General features: G+C 66.1%; 15 protein-coding genes and 1 pseudogene. 10 read left to right on the forward strand and 6 right to left on the reverse strand.

All coding sequences use genetic code 11. From position 1 onward, the window contains the following. The first annotated feature begins 21 nt into the window (after positions 1-21). From M446_RS03790 to M446_RS03825, 9 genes are all read left to right on the forward strand, one after another. On the forward strand, positions 22-843 hold the full coding sequence (locus M446_RS03790) for a poly(R)-hydroxyalkanoic acid synthase subunit PhaE (protein ID WP_012330751.1): 822 nt from the start codon (positions 22-24) through the stop codon (positions 841-843). Next, a complete protein-coding gene (gene phaC / locus M446_RS03795) occupies positions 840-1946 on the forward strand; it encodes a class III poly(R)-hydroxyalkanoic acid synthase subunit PhaC (RefSeq protein WP_012330752.1) in 1107 nt (368 codons plus the stop codon). Before M446_RS03790 ends, phaC begins: the two co-directional genes overlap by 4 nt. A 13-nt stretch (positions 1947-1959) precedes the next feature. After that, positions 1960-3963 carry an acyl CoA:acetate/3-ketoacid CoA transferase gene (locus M446_RS03800; RefSeq protein ID WP_012330753.1) on the forward strand — a complete coding sequence of 668 codons (2004 nt, stop codon included), beginning with the start codon at positions 1960-1962 and terminating at the stop codon, positions 3961-3963. Positions 3964-4029: 66 nt separating this feature from the next. Beyond that, on the forward strand, positions 4030-4647 hold the full coding sequence (locus tag M446_RS03805; protein ID WP_012330754.1) for an adenylate kinase: 618 nt from the start codon (positions 4030-4032) through the stop codon (positions 4645-4647). A 134-nt stretch (positions 4648-4781) separates the two neighbouring features. Then, positions 4782-5069, forward strand: a complete 288-nt coding sequence (locus tag M446_RS03810; RefSeq protein WP_168169129.1) for a phasin family protein — start codon at positions 4782-4784, stop codon at positions 5067-5069. 119 nt (positions 5070-5188) lie between these two features. Then, positions 5189-6022, forward strand: a complete 834-nt coding sequence (locus M446_RS03815) for an alpha/beta fold hydrolase (RefSeq protein WP_265576520.1) — start codon at positions 5189-5191, stop codon at positions 6020-6022. A gap of 91 nt (positions 6023-6113) precedes the next feature. Then, on the forward strand, positions 6114-7595 hold the full coding sequence (gene gabD, locus M446_RS03820) for an NADP-dependent succinate-semialdehyde dehydrogenase (RefSeq protein WP_012330757.1): 1482 nt from the start codon (positions 6114-6116) through the stop codon (positions 7593-7595). A 282-nt stretch (positions 7596-7877) separates the two neighbouring features. Then, on the forward strand, positions 7878-8696 hold the full coding sequence (locus M446_RS34640) for an alpha/beta hydrolase (RefSeq protein ID WP_083784624.1): 819 nt from the start codon (positions 7878-7880) through the stop codon (positions 8694-8696). A gap of 506 nt (positions 8697-9202) precedes the next feature. Further along, complete coding sequence (locus tag M446_RS03825; RefSeq protein ID WP_012330759.1) at positions 9203-9772, forward strand: DNA-3-methyladenine glycosylase; 570 nt, start codon at positions 9203-9205, stop codon at positions 9770-9772. Positions 9773-9829: 57 nt separating this feature from the next. Here M446_RS03825 and M446_RS39590 read toward each other — a convergent pair. The 5 genes and pseudogenes from M446_RS39590 to M446_RS03840 all read right to left on the reverse strand — a co-directional run. Next, a pseudogene (locus tag M446_RS39590) lies at positions 9830-9943 on the reverse strand (ArsR family transcriptional regulator); the annotation flags it as partial. 231 nt (positions 9944-10174) lie between these two features. Further along, on the reverse strand, positions 10175-10519 hold the full coding sequence (locus M446_RS39595) for a hypothetical protein (RefSeq protein WP_168169191.1): 345 nt from the start codon (positions 10517-10519) through the stop codon (positions 10175-10177). A 667-nt stretch (positions 10520-11186) separates the two neighbouring features. Further along, complete coding sequence (locus M446_RS03830; RefSeq protein WP_012330761.1) at positions 11187-12911, reverse strand: alpha/beta hydrolase; 1725 nt, start codon at positions 12909-12911, stop codon at positions 11187-11189. Between the two features lie 119 nt (positions 12912-13030). Next, entirely contained in the window at positions 13031-13915 is an 885-nt protein-coding gene (locus tag M446_RS34120) for a DUF4344 domain-containing metallopeptidase (protein WP_265576632.1), read from the reverse strand. A 133-nt stretch (positions 13916-14048) separates the two neighbouring features. Then, the gene (locus M446_RS03840; RefSeq protein ID WP_012330763.1) at positions 14049-15092 is read right to left on the reverse strand and encodes a patatin-like phospholipase family protein; all 1044 of its coding nucleotides are present in this window, start codon (positions 15090-15092) and stop codon (positions 14049-14051) included. A gap of 175 nt (positions 15093-15267) precedes the next feature. Between M446_RS03840 and M446_RS03845 the strand changes: the two genes are divergently transcribed. Continuing rightward, positions 15268-16314, forward strand: coding sequence for an AI-2E family transporter (locus tag M446_RS03845; protein ID WP_012330764.1), 1047 nt, complete (start codon positions 15268-15270; stop codon positions 16312-16314). Between the two features lie 118 nt (positions 16315-16432). Here the strand turns inward: M446_RS03845 and M446_RS03850 are convergent, their stop codons facing one another. Then, complete coding sequence (locus M446_RS03850) at positions 16433-17908, reverse strand: GntP family permease (protein WP_012330765.1); 1476 nt, start codon at positions 17906-17908, stop codon at positions 16433-16435. Positions 17909-17926: the final 18 nt, after the last annotated feature.

Consider the following 17926-nt stretch of genomic DNA (forward strand, 5'->3'; position numbering starts at 1 on the left):
GCTCAGGGAGGAGCGCACGTCATGGATCCATTCGATACCTTCAAGGCCATGGGAGAGCTCTGGGGCAAAGGCACCCAGTCCTTCCTCGAAGCCCAGCGCAACATGTTCGGGGCGATGACGACGGCCCTGGACAAGGACGGCAAGCCGAGCCTTCCCCTCGTCCCGGACTGGGAGGCCCTGCAACAGGCCCAACACTCGTACCAGCAGGCCTGGGAGGCCGCTCAGGCGGTCTCGGCGACCTTTGCCAAGAGCGTCAAGGGCAGAGGCGAGGTGCGAGATCCCATCGCGGCCGATGTCCTCGCCAAGATCTTCGACCCGCGCGGGTGGCTCTCGTCGACGAGCGAGGTCGATGAAGCCCTCAACCGCATGGCCGAAGGGCCACGGCTCGCCGATCTCTGGAACGTCGAGCGCAAGTTCGCGGCTGTGTTCACGGCTTGGGTCGCGTTGCGCCGCCGCAACCTCGAACACAATACCCTGATGATGGAGGTCTGGAAGAAAGCGACGGCAGCCTTCTCCGCCGTGGTCAATGAGCGGTCCAAGAACGAGCAGGGGATCGCCTCGAGCCGCGAGCTGATGGCGCTCTGGGTCGAGACGGCCAACGACGTTCTGCTGGAGGCGCAGCGGTCGGAGGAGTTTCTCAAGAGCCAGCGCGAGACGCTGAAAGCCTCGACGGACTTGCGGCTTGCTCAGCAGGACATCGCCGAGTTCTACAGCCAGATGTTCGGCTACCCGACCCGCGCCGAACTCGACGACGTGCATCAGAGCCTGACGCAGCTGCGCCGCGAAGTGAGAGCGCTTAGCCGCCAGAGGCGGACCAGCAGAAAATCAGGAGAGCCGACATGAGCCGCCCTGCCAAATCCAAAGCCGCACTCGATCCTTTCGCAGAAGCGGCAGCGCTCGGAAAGCGGCTCGCGGAAGGAGCCAAGCTCTTCCAGGAAGTCCGCGACGAGGACGTTCAGATTGCGACGAGCGAGAAGGACGTCGTCTGGCAGCAGGACAAGGTCACACTGTACCGCTACCGCTCCCTCACCGAGCAGAAGGTCAGGACACCCGTCCTCATCGTCTATGGCCTCATCGGCCGCTACACCATGGCCGACCTGCAGGAGGATCGCTCACTCGTTCGCAATCTGCTGAACCTCGGTGTCGATCTCTACGTGGTGGACTGGGGCAATCCAAGCCGAGCCGACCGTTTCGTGACGCTGGACGATTACATCGACGGCTATCTCGCCGAGTGCGTGCACGTCATCTCCGAGGCGAACGGGGGGCAGAAGATCAATCTGCTCGGGATTTGCGAGGGTGGTGTCTTCACGACCTGTTACGCGGCGCTGCACCCGGAAGACGTGAACGCGATGGTGCTGACGATCACGCCGATCGACTTCCACGCCGACACGGTCGAGAACCGCAAAGGCCACGGCTTCATCAACGTGTGGACACGCAGCCTCGAGCCTGACGACATCGATCGCCTGATCGAGGCGCACGGCACGCTGCCGGGTGAATTCATGGGCTCGGTGTTCTCGCTGATGACGCCGATGCGCACGATGACAAAGTACAATCTCGATCTGCTTGAGGTCATCGACGACAAGAAGAAGCTGATGAACTTCTTGCGTATGGAGAAGTGGATCTCCGATCGGCCGCACCATCCGGGTGAGGCCGCCAAGCAGTGGCTGAAAGATCTGTATCAGGACAACAAGCTGGTCAAAAATTCGTTCCAGCTTGCCGGCAGAACCGTCGATCTCGGCGAAATCAAATGCCCGGTCCTGAACATCTACGCCAAGGATGACCATATCATTCCGCCGGCGACGTCGCAGGCACTCAAGCAATTCGTCGGTACGTCGGACTACACCGAGCTGCCGCTGCCAGGCGGGCACGTCGGCGTCTTCGTCGGCGGAAGGGCGCAGAGCCTGCTTGGAACCGGCATCGCCGAGTGGCTGTCTGGCCGCGAGTAAGGGATGAACGACCGTGGCACTTAAGAACAAGATCGTTTCCGCGGACGAGGCCGCCGCGATCATCCGCTCGGGTGACACGGTCGCCGTCTCGGGCTTCGTCGGGATCGGCACGCCCGACGAGCTGATCCTGGCGCTGTCCTCCCGCTTCGAGGCGACCCAGGCTCCGAATGACCTCACCCTCGTGTTCGCGGCAGCCCCGGGTGACGGCAAGGACCGCGGGCTCAACCGCCTGGCGCGTGAAGGCCTGGTCCGACGTGTCATCGGCGGCCACTGGGCGCTGGTGCCGAAATTGGCCGAGCTCGCCCTCGACGAGAAGATCGAGGCCTACAATCTCCCGCTCGGGGTAGTGTCGCACCTCTACCGCGACATTGCCGCCAGGGGCCCTGGCCCCCTCACGAAGGTGGGCATGCGCACCTTCGTCGACCCGCGTCTAGGCGGCGGCAAACTCAACGCCCGCACGACGGAGGACTTGGTCGAACTCGTCGAGGTCGGCGGGGAGCCCTGGCTGCGCTACAAGTCCTTTCCGATCCAGGTGGCGCTCATTCGCGGCACCACGGCTGACCCGGCCGGCAACATCACGATGGAACGGGAGGCGCTCACCCTGGACAACCTCGCCACCGCCATGGCGGCGAAGAACTCGGGCGGCTTCGTCATTGCGCAGGTCGAGCGACTGGCCGCGGCGGAGTCGCTGAACCCACGCGAGGTGGTGATCCCGGGCATTCTGGTCGACTGTGTCGTCGTCGCCGAGCCTGAGAATCACCTGCAGACGTACGGGACACCGTACAACCACGCCTACTCCGGTCGGCAGCGCGTGCCGCTCGATCGGATCGCACCGCTGCCGCTCGACGAGCGCAAGGTCATCGCCCGGCGCTGCGCCTTCGCGCTGCCACCGGGCGGCGTGGTCAATCTCGGCATCGGCATGCCGGAAGGGGTGGCGGCCGTGGCGGCCGAAGAGCGCCTGCTCAAATACGTGACGCTCACGGCCGAGCCCGGGATCATCGGCGGCCTGCCACAGAGCGGGCTCGACTTCGGTGCCGCCCTCAACCCGGAAGCCGTCCTGCACCAGAACCAGCAGTTCGATTTCTACAACGGCGGCGGTCTGGACCTCGCCTGCCTCGGCATGGCGCAGGCGGACAGCCGAGGCGACGTGAACGTCTCGAAGTTCGGCCGCAAGCTCGCAGGAGCCGGCGGCTTCATCAACATCTCGCAGAACGCCAAGACCCTCGTCTTCGCCGGGACCTTCACGGCCGGCGACTTGGAGGTCGCGATCGAGGAGGGGCAGCTGCGGATCGTCCGAGAGGGGCGGGTGCCGAAATTCGTCGAGGCTGTTGAGCAGATTACCTTCTCGGGCGACTACGCGGCGGAAACGGGCCAGCCCGTGCTCTACGTGACGGAGCGCTGCGTGTTTCGGCGCGTCCCGGCGGGCATGGAACTGATCGAGGTCGCACCTGGCATCGATATCGAGCGCGACATCCTGGCTCACCTGGGCTTCGCTCCGCTGGTTGACGCACCGCGCACGATGGACCCGCGCATCTTTCGTGATGGCGCGATGGGGCTCGAACGGGATCTCCTCGGGCTCACGCTGGCCGAGCGGATCAGCTACAATCCCGAGCGCAACACGCTGTTCGTCAACTGGGAGGGCTTCCAGGTCCGGACCATCGACGACGTCGAGATGATCCGGCGCGAGTTCGAACAGCGCTGCAGGACGATCGGCCGGAAAGTTCACCTCATCGTCAACTACGACGGCTTTCAGCTTGATCCGCTGGTGAGCGACGCCTACTTCTCGACCATCACGTACCTGCAGGGCCGGTACTATCAGACGGCATCGCGCTACACGACGAGCGCGTTCATGCGGCTGAAGCTCGGCGAGGCGCTGAAGGAACGTGATCTGGCGCCCCACGTGTTCGAGACGCGGGCCGAAGCGCAGGTCTCCGCAGATCAGATCCGGGGGCAGCGCCGCCGGCCGTCGGGAGCAACCCCGGGTGAGACACCGGCCGATGTTCGCGGCCATGGCTGACGCAGGCTCTCATCCAGAGCTCGCGACGATCAACAGCGAACCTTGCATCCGTCCAGAGGTGTCATTGTGAGACTTGTGCTGCTCGGTCCTCCCGGTGCCGGCAAGGGGACCCAATCCCAACTCTTGAGCACCCATTTCGGGATACCCCAGCTCTCGACGGGCGACATGCTGCGAGCAGCGGTCGCGGCGCAGACCCCGATCGGGCGTGCTGCCAAGGCGGTGATGGAGGAAGGCGGTCTCGTGCCCGACGAGATCGTGACCGGAATCGTCAGCGAGCGTCTGGGAATGGCCGATGCGACGGCGGGCTTCATCCTCGACGGGTTCCCGCGCACGATCGCTCAAGCCGGTGCGCTGGACGGTGTGCTTCTGGCGAAAGGGGTGATGCTCAACGCCGTCGTCGAGTTGGTCGTCGATCCGGAGATCCTGGTGCTACGGATGACGGCGCGCGTGACCGAGACCCTCGCCCGTGGCGAGCCGGTGCGGCGCGACGACAACCCCGAAGCCTTCTCTCGGCGCTTGGTGGCGTACTCGACTGAGACGGCGCCGCTGACACGGTACTACGCTGAGCGAAGCCTCCTACAGCCTATCGACGGGATGCGACCTGTCGACGAAGTCTTCGACGAGATCACCCGTGCCCTCGACGCGTCGGCGGGCGCTCGTGCTCCGAAGAACGGAGAGGCCTAGTGTCGAGGCAAGCCGAAGCGCCCTTCCCGGGAGCGACTCCGGAAACCCGTCCCGGGCCAGCGATCCCGGCATGGCGGACCATCGCGCGACAGGGCATCGCGCAGGCGCGCAGGGTTCACGACAGAACGATGCGGATGCAGGAGACGCTGCTCAACGTGACCACGGATGCGGCACTCGTTTCCTGGTCGGGCGCCCGCGACGTGAGCCAGCGCATGGTGACCTTCGCCGACGTTAACGTGACGGCGGCCCTCGACCACGCGGAGCGCGTGCTTCAGGCGCGAACACCCCGAGAGGCCGGCGTTCTGCATCAGGAGTACCTCCGCGACCAGGCTCGATGCGTGGCGCAGCAAACGCGCGAGATCCACGATCTCGCCGCGAAGGCTCTGGGCGAGGCACTCGGCGCTGTCGTGCCGACGAAGTAGGCGGCAGATGGTGCGTCGGTTGAATCACAACAGGAACTTGGCACTTGGACTTTAACTCCGCGCCCGTGAGACGCGCCTCCCGCGGGAGCGAGCAGACTGCGAGCTTCCGGTACGGCGCCGTGCGGAGCATCTCGCGGCAGCACTTCCACCGCATCGCCTACGTCGAGTGGGGTGATCCGGCGAGCGAGCGCGTGATCGTCTGCGTGCACGGCCTGAGCCGCCAGGGGCGGGACTTCGATGACCTCGCCCGTGCCCTGGCAGCAAAGGGGTACCGCGTGGTCTGCCCGGACCTCGTCGGTCGCGGCCGGAGTGGCCGGCTGCATAACCCCGACGATTACGCCCTGCCGCAATATGCCGTCGATATGACGGTTCTGCTCGCCCATGTCGGCGCACCGCAGGTGGACTGGGTCGGCACCTCGCTCGGCGGGCTCATCGGCATGATCCTCGCGGGCATGCCCGAGTCTCCGATCAGGCGTCTTGTCATCAACGATATCGGGCCTTTCCTGCCCTGGGCGGCGCTCCGGCGCCTGGGCGACACGATCCGCGAGGCGACCCGGTTCTTCGACTCTATCGATCAGGCCGAAGCCCATCTCCGCCGGGTATTGGCGCCGTTCGGAGCGCTGACTGACGCCCAGTGGCGGCACCTGACCGAGCACAGCCTCTTGCCCCGCTCTGGCGGTGGGTACGAGCTGCACTACGATCCCGGCATCGGCGATGCGTTCCGGCCAGGACGGGTCTACAACGTGAGCCTGTGGACCTACTGGGACGCCATGCGCTGCCCAGCGCTCGTGCTGCGAGGAGAGACCTCCGATCTCCTGCTGGCGCGGACAGCGACCGAGATGGTGCAGCGACGTCCGGGGACGGAGCTTGTTGAGATCCCGGGCTGCGGGCACGCGCCCGCGCTGCTCGATCCTGACCAGATCCGCCTCGTCGTGGAATGGCTGACGCGATGAGCCCCCTTGTGCTCTTCGCGGCGAGTCCTGGCGGATGGGCGGATCCGCCGGGAAATCACCTGCCAACCGATCAGCGTGGAGGTATCGCACAATGCCGAATTCAATTCCGAATGGTCCTCTCCGGTTGCGCCGCGCCGATCTGTTCCGCGAGCAGGCCTACATCGACGGCGCGTTCGTAGCCGCCGATAGTGGCGAGACCGTCGTGGTAGATAATCCAGCCACGGGCCGGGTCCTGGGCCACGTGCCGAGGATGGGCACGGCCGAGACCGAGCGCGCCATCAAGGCGGCCGAGGTGGCGCTACCCGGCTGGCGGCAGCGCACCGCCAAGGAGCGCGCCACGATCCTGCGCCGCTGGTTCACCCTGATCATGGAGAACCAGGAGGATCTGGCGGCGATCATGACCGCCGAGCAGGGCAAGCCGCTTGTTGAGAGCCGCGGCGAGATCGCCTACGCGGCCTCCTTCATCGAGTGGTTCGCCGAGGAAGCAAAGCGCATCTACGGTGACGTCATCCCGGCCCACGGACCGGACAAGCGCATCGTGGTGCTCAAGCAGCCGATCGGCGTCTGCGCGGCGATCACGCCCTGGAACTTCCCGGCCGCGATGATCACCCGCAAGGCCGGTCCCGCGCTGGCGGCGGGCTGCACCATGGTGGTGAAGCCCGCGAGCCAGACGCCGTTCTCGGCCCTGGCACTGTGCGTGCTCGCCGAGGAGGCCGGAATCCCCGAAGGTGTGCTCTCCTGCGTCACCGGCTCCGCGGCGGCGATCGGCGGCGCGATGACGGCAAGCCCGATCGTGCGCAAGCTCTCCTTCACCGGCTCGACCGAGATCGGCCGCGAATTGCTCGCGCAATGCGCGCGGACGATCAAGAAGACCTCGATGGAGCTCGGCGGGAACGCGCCCTTCATCGTCTTCGATGACGCGGACCTCGACCTCGCGGTAAAGGGCGCCATCGCCTCGAAGTACCGCAACGCCGGACAGACCTGCGTCTGCGCCAATCGCATCCTGGTGCAGGAGGGAGTCTACAACGACTTCGCGGAGCGCCTCGCGGCAGCGGTGCGGGCGATGCCGGTGGGCGACGGCTTCGCGGACGGCACGCTGATCGGCCCGCTCATCGATGCCAAGGCGGTCGCCAAGGTCGAGGAGCACGTCTCGGACGCGGTGGAGAAAGGCGCCCGTATCCTCACGGGGGGCAAGCGCCACGCCCTCGGCGGCGGCTTCTACGAGCCGACCATCCTCGCCGACACCACCCCCGCCATGCGGATCTTCCGCGAGGAGACCTTCGGGCCGGTGGCGCCCCTGTTCCGCTTCCGTACCGAGGCGGAGGCGGTGGCACTGGCCAACGACACCGAGTTCGGGCTCGCCTCCTACTTCTACGGCCGCGACATCGGCCGGGTCTGGCGGGTGGCGGAGGCGCTCGAGTACGGCATGGTGGGGATCAACGAGGGGATCATCTCGACCGAGGTGGCGCCCTTCGGCGGCGTCAAGGAGAGCGGGCTCGGCCGCGAGGGCTCGCATTACGGCATCGAGGACTACCTGGAGGTCAAGTATCTCTGCATGGGAGGCATCTCCTGACATTCGCAGGCCATTCACGGTGCAAAGCAAAGAATGACTGCGTTCTGCACCGCGCGTGGCCCGGCTCTGCAACCAAATCTCCGATGCGCGGCGGGCAACGCTCTGTCGATCGGTCTGACCGAGCGCTGCCGCGCCTCCATCAGCATTGACCGCCGCCGAAAGGGGATCGAGGTCGGCGAGGCACGCGCTCAGAACCGCGCGTAGCATGCACCATACACTTGCCGGTTTTCCTTCCTACTTGGCCCGTGAGATGCAGCTCTAGGAGATGAGAGCGATGCCGGCATGACCGGCATCGCTGTAGAACGCATGAAAATAGAAATCTTACATCGCCGACCGTCTGCCGTAAGTCACAACGTAAAAATTATTTTCGTGCATGGAATTTCGGTCGGAGCTTGGGTGTGGAACGAACATTTTCTCCCCTTCTTTGCCGATGCAGGGTTTGAGGCACACGCACTCAGCCTTCGTGGTCATGGCGAGAGCGATGGACACGAAAATATTTCGACCTGGCGCCTGGCGGATTACACCCGAGACCTGGCCGAAGCCGTGCGGCAGATCGGTGGTCCGGCGGTGCTCATCGGCCATTCTCTGGGCGGGGCCGTGGTTCAGAACTGGGTGCGCTGCGGCGGCCACGCTGCTGGCATGGTCCTGCTCGCCTCAGTCCCGCCATGGGGACTGGCGTTGTCAGCGATCCACATGAGCCTGACCACGCCTGATCTCTTCCGGCACGTGCTCACAATGAGCGTCGGCGGCACCGCAAACGGTAGCTTGGGTGCCCTCCGGCGTGGCTTCTTTTCCGAAGACCTCTCCGATGAGCGATTTGAGTACATCCGCGCGCGTGCCGGCCAAGAGTCGGTCTTGATCGGCTCAGAATTGCAAGGCTGGCCGCCCTTTGCCCCACTGCCGTGGCAAGCGCCGCGCACTTTCGTACTTGGAGGCGCAGATGACTGCTTCGTGCCACCTGATGAAGTGCGGCGAACTGGAATCTACTATGGTGCGCGCACAACTATCGTGCCGCACCTCGCCCATACGCTGATGCTGGAGCCGCGCTGGGAAAGCGCTGCTCACCCACTTCTGAAATGGCTCACGGCTCTGCGGTCATAGCCTAGGCTGGGCGATTTGCGTGGACAACGGCACGGGGGAGCGGAGCGAGGTCTATTCTATACTGGAGCTTCTGGAGCTGCATACAACACGCGCCGTTCCATAGGTATTTCTCACATCAATCCGTGCCGTCGAGAGAGGCACTCGCCGACCTCGAAGGTCCGCTGTCCAGTGTCGAGCGGCCATTCCGGCGGCATCGGCTGAAGGTCTGGAAGTGGCGCATTGCTGAACAAGCCGGACGCGAGTTCGGCGGGAAAGCGCGCGTCCTCGGCTCGCATCGGCATCTGACGCCAAGGCGGCTCCAGGGGCTCCTTCGGGCGAGGAAATCCGACACTTCAGATCTCGACCACCAAAGAACCACGTGTAAGATCCGGCTCGACAGCGCAGCTTGTCGCTGATCGGGCGAGGAAACGGGGGCACTGCGCCCTCGTCGATCTCCGTCGTGAGAAACCGACCGTGCGACCTTCGAACCAGCACCACTTCCAGGATGAATTGATCTACCAACCCTAATGGCCCAGATCCACCTCTCCTGGTTCGATCGCCCAGCAGCCAACGTTGCCGCCGCCCTGATCGGTTGCCAATTGCTGGTCGACGGGGTGGGCGGTGTCATTGTGGAAGCCGAGGCCTACGGCCGGTCCGATCCGGCCTCGCACAGCTTCGCCGGACCGACCCGGCGAAACGCCAGCATGTTCGGCCTACCGGGACACGCCTACGTCTACCGCTCCTACGGCCTGCACTGGTGCATGAACATCGTATGCGAGCCAGGGAGTGCGGTTCTCGTGCGGGCGCTCGAGCCGACGCAGAAGATCGACAACATGAGGGCGCGCCGGCGCACGAGCGACATCCGCCTCCTCTGCTCCGGGCCTGGCCGCTTGTGTGAGGCGCTCGCCATTACGGGTGAGTATGACGGCTGGCCACTCGATCGCGCCCCGTTCGAGATGTTGGCGGGAGATCGGCCGGTCACGGTCTCATCCAGCGGCCGTATCGGCATCACGCGAGCCGTCGAGACACCGTGGCGGTTCGTGCTCGCGGGCTCTCGCTTCGTGAGCCGGCCAACCCCGCGCGGCAAGGTTTGGTAGAATTATCAGCTGGTCAGCGCACGAATCCAGCGGCGGAGCCATCGGCGGGAGAGCAGCTCAGCCGTGCTTGAACACGCGCAGATGCGGCGACACGGCCGGGCGGGTCATGGTCATTGTGCTGGCGAGTTCGCCGACAGCACGCGGTCTCTGCGCAAGACGCTCGAACAGCGCCCATCGCGTGGGGCCGTCGAGAACGGAGAGCGCATGGAGTCAAGAGAGTTAGCCACTGCTAACTGTAAGCAAGCACTAACCTAGCAAGGAGGCGGCCGGATCCGCTGCGAAAAGATCGCGCGGTGGCCACCCTCGTCCACCTCCCGCCTTTAGGGCAGCTCTCGTTGGATCTCAGCGCGCAGTACAAAGGGGCGCCCGCAGGCGCCCCGTCACAGTTGCTTAAGTCGAATTTCAATAACCGTAATAGTAGGGGGCAGGACCGTAGTATCCGTAACCGTAGGCCGGGGCTGGGTAGTAGCGGGGCGCTTGGGATGCAGCGATCGCACCGCCAATAATCCCAAGTGCCGCGCCGGCCGCGAGGGCGCCGCCGATCCCGGGGCCCCGTCGGTAGCCGTAATGACGGTAGCCATAACCGGCATGATACCCGTAGCCGCCCCGGTAGCCAGGACGCGCGTCCGCGGTAGGAGCAAGGAGCAAGGAGCCTGCGACGGTTGCGGCCAAAGCTGAAAGAGCCACCTTCTTCACTGTCGTCCCTCGACTGCTGAGTTCGTAGCGCGAGTTAAGCTGGGCCGTAATGAACCAACCCTGAACCCTCCGGGCGGGCTGAACGCAACCCTTGCCTCAACCGCCAGAGCGTTCCGGAGTAGCGGCTTCGCTCGGCGTCACATTGCCGAACGCCCCCAGGCTTGATCACAGCTTGATGTCAGTTGGACGTGTCGAATCGGTTGCGTCCCCTCCCCTGCCTCTCTGCAGCATCCGGCGCTCCGATGTAGCGTCACCGACAGCACCACCGCTGAACGGGAAAGTATGACCCAAAGCGGCCCCTCGCGGCGGATGTCGGGAATGTCCGGTTGCGAGTGAAATGCAGACACTCTGGCCATCGCACGACACACCGGCTCAGGCCGCAGTGCCTCGTCGCGGCGATGCGGGTCGTCATCTTCAGATCGGCTGATCCGTCCCGCTACCGGCACCTGCTCGAAATCACGATGTCGGCGCGGGCGTGCCGAAGTGTTCGGCTGGAGGCGGCAGCTTGTCGACCGACCCTTGTATCATCGGGATTTCAGGCGCGAGCCTGCTCCCCCTGCTGCGCAAGTCTGGCACCGCCCTCCGCGGGTTATGTCGCGGCGGCCGCTCGGAGCGGGAATTGCGGGGTTGCCCCCAGCAGGGGTGGACATCTCCACCGTCTCGCCGCCGAGTTCGCCCGTGCCGCCTGTAGCTCCAACTGAGACGGTTGAGGTCGTCCTCAGCCGCCCCGATTGCGGTACACACCCTCGTCGCCGGCGGCGTCTTCCATCGCATGGCTGGCAGCCTTCGCCAGCTGCTGTTTCAGGGTTGCGAGCGCCTCCTGAGACCAATCGCGCACCTCGGTCACGGCGACCCAGGCATCGACGTAGTGCTGCGGAGCATAGACGTGACCGTAACCCATCGGGGGCTTCGTCGCCATCGCCATGTCGAGAGCGAGTTGGAGAGCCGTCACGAGGGGATACCAGCGCAGCTGCGGCGACACGTCCGGCCCACGCGGAGTCTCCAGCCAAGCCGGCGGGCGATAGACATCGCGAGAGTCGAAGAAGGTCACCGCGTCGCTGGCGTATTGCAGATAGACGACCCGCATCGGCGCCCAGGGGGTGTCCGCGGCCACGCGCGTGCCGTCCTGATTAAGGAACCGCACGAAGCGGCCGTCCCGGAACTCCGGCAGCCAGGCCGGCGAGCCGGGATTGCGGCCATCGGTCAGCGAACGCCAGAGCCGGCTGCCGAACGGGGGGCCGCTCCACATCGCGCCATCGATCGGATCGCCAATCGTCTCGAACAGTTCGACCGAGCTTTCGGAATGCATCGCTCCCAGGCTCAGCCCGTGCAGGTAGAGCCTCGGGCGGCGGTTCCTCGGCAATGTGGTCCAGTAGCGGTAGACCTCCGCGAAGAGAGCGCGGGCCGTGTCCGATCCGTAGTCCGGCTGGACGAGGAGCGACAAGGGGCTCGACAGGTAGGAATACTGCACGGCGACGCTGGCGATGTCGCCGTGGTGCAGGTACTCGACAGCGTTCATCGCCGACGGATCGATCCATCCCGTCCCGGTCGGCGTGATCACGACGAGGATCGAGCGGTCGAAGGCCCCCGCGCGCTTGAGTTCTGCCAAGGCCAGTCGCGCCCGGTCCTGCGCCGTGTCGGCGGCGCGCAAGCCGACATAGACGCGGATCGGCTCGGCTGCCGGACGCCCAGTGACGGCGCCGATCTCCGCCGCACCAGGGCCCGACGCCACGAACTCGCGCCCGGCACGCCCGAGGTCCTTCCATCGGACCAGCGATCCCGGACCGCCCGTCCGCACCGGCTCGACCGGCTGCGGGCGCTCCGGCTCCAGCAGCGCGTCGCGTTCGCGAAACGAGGCGTCGAGCACGTGGAAGGCCGCGCGGAACAACACGCCATTCGCCAGCGACCAGAACGAGACGACCGTGACGGAGACGCCGATTACGGTCGCGACCCGCCCAGGGACGAATCGGCGCGCCCGACCGGCCATGCCGCGGGCTGTCAGCCCGAACAGCCGCACGAGCGCCAGGAGCGCGGCGAAGGTCGCCAAAGCCACCGAGCAGACCTGAAGGGGATGCGCGCTCGCGATGGGCTCCATGTCCATCACCCGGCGGATCGAGTTCTGCCACCCGGCTGCGCGCCACAGGAAGGTTGCGGCGACCGACAGACAGAACGCGGTGACGAGGGCATTCGTCACGCGGATCGCGCGGTCCGCTGGCACCGGCAGTTCCAGGTAAGCCCAGAGCCATCGCCAGGATACGCCGAGGCCATACCCTGTGGCGAAACTCGCGCCCGCCAGCACTCCCTGGGTGAGCGCCGTTCGCGGAACGAGAGACGGGGTCAGGGCCGCCGCGAAGAAAAGGGTACCAAACGCCACACCGACGCCCGACAACCCGCGTGCCCGGCGCCAGAGCAATGCGGCCGCATGGGCGGCGAGGCGCGCCACCCGAGAGCGATCCTGGGACGCTCCTCGTTCCGGGTGCGCCGATGGCAGGTTGCGCGATCGCACGAAAGGTCTCCGGCAGGGTCCGAACGGGCGGCGCCAAGGCCGAGCGCCGGCCGTACTCACCAAAGGTCGTGAACGGCTAAGTCGATGAAGTCGGGAACAAGCTCGTAGCAGAATATGACCCGGCGCTCGCTCGGATCCCAATAGGCGTTGGGATATCTGCAGGCTTCACCCTCGATCACGATGTCCTTCGGAAGAAGCAAGCTAGATTGGGCGAAATCGCGAACGACTTCCAGGATCCCGGCCGTCTCGAGGACATGCCGGTATGCCGCGATCCTCCCGCTCGCGTCTGCATACGTTACGGAGATCCTGCCCCCCGGCTTCGGCGCCAAATGAAGCAAGCCCTCCAGGAACGATGGCTTCGCGGCGGCCGGCCTGAAATGCGGCTGCAACAAGCGGACCCAGGAGGTCTCTGCTCTCTCGAAGTCCGCGTGGCAGGTTTCCTTCCGCTCTGCGGGCAGACCTGCTTTGACCGCTACGCCCCAGAACAGGTCCGGGTCCGAACCTACCATCAGGCAGATGATCTGGTAGGCACGTTGCTTGTCGAGGCCATGCGCCCCGTAGAAAGCAAGCCCTTGCCTCTGCTGTAGATTGCGTTCGCCGATCAGATAATGGCCGCGCGCGGCATCGATCAGAACGCGATGGGAGAAGTCGCTGCCGATGTGCAGAAGCGCAAGAGTGGCGAAGATGTCGACCGCACCCTCCTCCCGTCCGAGCACCGGCAGGTCGAATTCGCTGACGGCAGCGTGCCCAAGCTCGTGCGCCAAGACGAAGAGCGCATTGCCGACCACGAATTCGGTGACTTCGCTCCGTTGGCGCGCGTCGAGGCTCCGAACGGACGGGCTGGCTTCCGCAAGAGCCTCTGCGACAGCCCCGAGTCTTGATCCGTCTGCCCCTTGTGCGGCTGCGCTCCCGAAACGGGTGGTCGGCGCGAGAGTCACCATGATCGACACGAATATGATCCGGTGGAGTGTCATGCGAGCGGCCCCATCCTGAGCAAGTCCTAAGGTGCATGACTTCATTCAAGAATAATCATTTCATCTCCGATGGACAACAGTATTCGCACAGAGCAAGGCGTCATACTCCTTCGAGCAGTCGGTCTAGGTCGAATGTCGGGCGCCGTCCCACATCCGGACCATGTTCGGCCAGGAAGACGTCCGCACAGCGGCGCCCCTCGTCGCGCAGCATCGTCAGGAAGGGCCATTCCGCATTGAGCTTCGACGAGGAGCCGAGGCCCGCCACGACGTCGCTCGCGATGCGATGCATGCGCATCGCGGCCCATTTCGCTCCCTCCGAGTTGTCCGCTGGGGCGACCTGCCGCAGCAGGGCCATCATCCGCAGTTCCTTGAGCAGGACCGCGTTGAAGGAGACCTCGTTCAGCCGGTTCAGGATCTCCCGGGCCGACTGGGGAGAGCCAGGACGCTCGACCGGATTAACTTGAACGATGATGGTGTCCTGCGACACGCACTCGCGCACGAGCGGGGTGATCGTCGGGTTTCCTGAGTACCCGCCGTCCCAGTAGTACTCGCCGTCGATCTTCACCGCCTGGAACATCGTCGGCAGGCAGGCGGAGGCGAGAAGCACCTCGGCGGTGATGTCCGCGTTGCGGAACACGCGGCCGCGGCCCGTATGGACATTGGTGGCGGTGACGAACAGCTTGATCGCGCTGCGAGCAATCCTCCCGAAATCCACCGTGGCGGCAAGGACCCGTTCGAGCGGGTTGAACCCTCCCGGATTGAGATCGTAGGGCGAGAACACCCGGGCCATCAGGTCCACGGCGAGATAGAGAGGCGAGTGATCGAGGGTCCAGCGACCGAGCATCACGTCGAGCGGGCTGCGCCGGAAGGGACTGAAGCACGCCGCGCGCGAGACGCCGTCCCAGAAGGCTTCCAGCGCCGCGCGGGCGCCGGCACGCCCGCCCCGCTCATATCCGTCGATGAGGACCGCCGCGTTCATGGCTCCGGCCGACGTCCCGGAGATGCCGTCGATCCGCAGCCACGGCTCCTCCATCAGGCGGTCGAGCACGCCCCAGGTGAAGGCCCCGTGCGCGCCGCCGCCCTGCAGGGCCAGATCGATCAGGACCTGATCCCGCTCTCCCGGTATGATGGCGCCGCGCGACATGTGATCCACATCCTCATCTGGCATGGGCGAGTCTCGAAATTGCAGCTTTCGTTGCAGACCGCGAGTAGTCTGCCGTATCCGGCCGGCGTCGGGATCGCGATGCGTCGCGTCGATATCTTTCGCTGGCGAAGAGCCGCGACGGCATGACTCGCTCTGCACGAGGAGATGCTGCACGATGTCGGAGTCCGCCAAGCCAAGCGTTGCCGTACCGGCGATCTGCGCCCTGATTCTGGCCGGTGCGGCACTCCATCTCGCCCGGACCGTGTTCGCGCCGGCGGCGTTCGCCCTCTTCGTCATCGCCGTCGTGTGGCCGCTGCAGAGCCGCCTGGAGCGCGTCGTGCCGAAGGCCCTGGCCCTCTCGGCCAGCGTGCTGGCGACCCTCATCGTCGTCACGGCTTTCGGATCCCTGACCGCGTGGGCCTTCGGCAGGACGGTTCGGTACGTGGTCAACGATGCGCCGCATCTCCAGGCCGTCTATCTGCAGCTGTCGGACTGGCTCGAAACTCACGGCGTCGTTCTGGCCGGGCTCTTCGCCGAACACTTCGATGTCCGCTGGCTGATCCGTCTTCTCCCAGAAGTCGCGAGCCGGATCAGCAACATGACGGCATTTCTGTTCGTCATCCTGATCTACGTCATCCTGGGTCTGTCCGAGGTCGACGAGGTCGCGCGAAAGCTCCACACCCTGGATGATCACGGAATCGGACGGGCGCTCCTCGCGGGCGGAGCCGAAACCGCCGCGAAGCTCCGCCGCTTCGTCGTGGTGCGCACCCTGATGAGCCTCACGACGGGCCTCCTCGTGTGTGCATTCGCGGCCGCCATGGCGCTTCCCCTCGCTCTCGAGTGGGGGGTCATCGCCTTCACGTTGAACTACATCCCGGTGATCGGATCCGCGGCCGCGACCGTGCTCCCGACCGTGTTCGCCCTGGCCCAGTTCGTGTCCTGGGAAATCGCCCTCGTCGTCCTCGTGGGTTTGAATCTGATCCAGTTCTTCATCGGGAATTTCGTTGAACCGAAGGTGGCAGGCAGCAGCCTGTCGATCTCGCCCGTCATCGTGGTTTTCGCCGTTTTTCTGTGGACATTCCTTTGGGGAATTGCCGGCGCCTTCATCGGCGTCCCGATCACGATCGCCGGCCTGACGATCTGCGAGCAGTTCCCGTCGAGCCGCTGGATCGCGGAATTGCTGGGATCTCCCAAGGGGACAGCGAGCCGCGCGTCGCCCTGATGAGCGGGGGGCGGGCGTCTCCGGCGCCGTTCGCGCCCGAGCGTCGGACCGGACTGAGGCGGGTCGCATCGGCACGATGACCTTCTGATGACGTGCGGACGGTGTGCGCGGGCGCCTCTCAGAACGACCCCAAGGTCGAGCCGAGGGTAATCAGCACGACCAAGGCGATCAGGGCCCCGACGATCCCGACCATCACGATGTCGAAATAGCCTTCCTTGTGCGTCGCGCCGCACAAGACGAGCAGCGTCACCACGGCGCCGTTGTGCGGCAGTCCGTCGAGGGTGCCCGCCCCGACCACGGCCACGCGGTGCAGGAGCGCCGGGCTAATCCCCTGCTCGTGCGCCAGCCGCAGATAGGTCTCGCCCAGGGCATCGAGGGCGATGGTCAGGCCGCCCGTGGCCGATCCCGTCAGTGCGGCGAGCACGTTCGTCGCGACGGACAGCGACACGAGAGGGCTGCCGCCGATCGAGAGCATCCACTCCCGGACCACGCCGAAGGCCGGCATCGCCGCGACCACCGCCCCGAAGCCGACGAGGCTCGCGATGGTGACGGCCGGCAGGGCGGAGGCGTTCACGCCCGCATCCATGCTGTCGCGCAGCGCCGGCAGCCTGCTGCGGTTCAGGAGCACGAGCACAACGATTCCGGCGATTAGCGCGACGGCGACGGACCACACGCCGCCGACGGCCGTAAGCGTGGTGCGCCCCCAGCGCTCCTCGGCGAGGAAGGCGGCGTCCAGCCGCGGCAGCACGGCGAGCGTCATCCCGAGATTGACGAGGGCGACCACCGCGATGGGCAGCGCCGCCACCCGGAGCGGCGGGCTCGTTTCGCTCCGGTGGCCGTGCCGCGCCTCGGCCGGATCGAACTCGCGCGCCGTGGTGGCGAGTTCGCGCAGGCGTGGGTCGCCGGCCACGTCCCGGGCGTCCGGGGCGGGGCCGTAGCCCTCGCCCGCCCGGCGTGCCGCCGCCTCGCGCCGCCCGAGCCACCACAGCCCGAACGCCAGCATGATGGCGGAGGCGATGAGCCCGAGGCCCGGCGCGGCGAAGGGCGTCGTGCCGAAGAACGGCATCGGGATCGCGTTCTGGAGCGCCGGGGTGCCGGGAAGCGCCGACATCGTGAACGTGGAGGCCCCGAGCGCGATGGCGGCGGGCATGAGCCGGCGCGGCACGTCGGCCTGCCGGAAGAGAGCGTGCGCCATCGGCGCCAGGACGAAGAACGCGACGAACAGGCTGACGCCCCCGTAGGTCACGACGGCGCCGGACAGGACGACGGCGGGCACCGCCCGGTGCCGACCCAGCCGGGCCGTGACGGCCTTGGCGATGGCGCGAACCGACCCGGAATCGTCCATCAGCTTGCCGAACAAGGCGCCGAGCAGGAAGAGCGGGAAGAACTGGGCGAAGAAGCGGGCTCCCGCCCCCATGAAGGTCTGGGTCCAGTGGGCGAGCAGCGGCTCTCCCGCGAAGAGGGCGGCGACGAGCGCTCCGGCCGGGGCCAGCAGCAGGACGCTCCAGCCCCGGTAGGCGAACCACACCAGCAGCCCGAGCCCGACCAGGATGCCGAGCAGGCCGAGGCCGGTGCTGGAAGCCAGAGCGGTCATGCGCAGCTCCGCAAGGCG

Source organism: Methylobacterium sp. 4-46, assembly GCF_000019365.1.
Classification (GTDB): Bacteria; Pseudomonadota; Alphaproteobacteria; order Rhizobiales; family Beijerinckiaceae; genus Methylobacterium.

Bases quoted from the DNA above. Each gene is read 5' to 3' on its own strand.
- M446_RS03850 (WP_012330765.1), bottom strand. From the start codon at position 17,908: ATGACCGCTCTGGCTTCCAGCACCGGCCTCGGCCTGCTCGGCATCCTG.
- M446_RS03840 (WP_012330763.1), bottom strand. From the start codon at position 15,092: ATGTCGCGCGGCGCCATCATACCGGGAGAGCGGGATCAGGTCCTGATC.
- M446_RS03825 (WP_012330759.1), top strand. From the start codon at position 9,203: ATGGCCCAGATCCACCTCTCCTGGTTCGATCGCCCAGCAGCCAACGTT.
- M446_RS03790 (WP_012330751.1), top strand. From the start codon at position 22: ATGGATCCATTCGATACCTTCAAGGCCATGGGAGAGCTCTGGGGCAAA.
- M446_RS03845 (WP_012330764.1), top strand. From the start codon at position 15,268: ATGTCGGAGTCCGCCAAGCCAAGCGTTGCCGTACCGGCGATCTGCGCC.
- M446_RS03810 (WP_168169129.1), top strand. From the start codon at position 4,782: ATGCAGGAGACGCTGCTCAACGTGACCACGGATGCGGCACTCGTTTCC.
- M446_RS34120 (WP_265576632.1), bottom strand. From the start codon at position 13,915: ATGGTGACTCTCGCGCCGACCACCCGTTTCGGGAGCGCAGCCGCACAA.
- M446_RS34640 (WP_083784624.1), top strand. From the start codon at position 7,878: ATGACCGGCATCGCTGTAGAACGCATGAAAATAGAAATCTTACATCGC.
- gabD (WP_012330757.1), top strand. From the start codon at position 6,114: ATGCCGAATTCAATTCCGAATGGTCCTCTCCGGTTGCGCCGCGCCGAT.
- phaC (WP_012330752.1), top strand. From the start codon at position 840: ATGAGCCGCCCTGCCAAATCCAAAGCCGCACTCGATCCTTTCGCAGAA.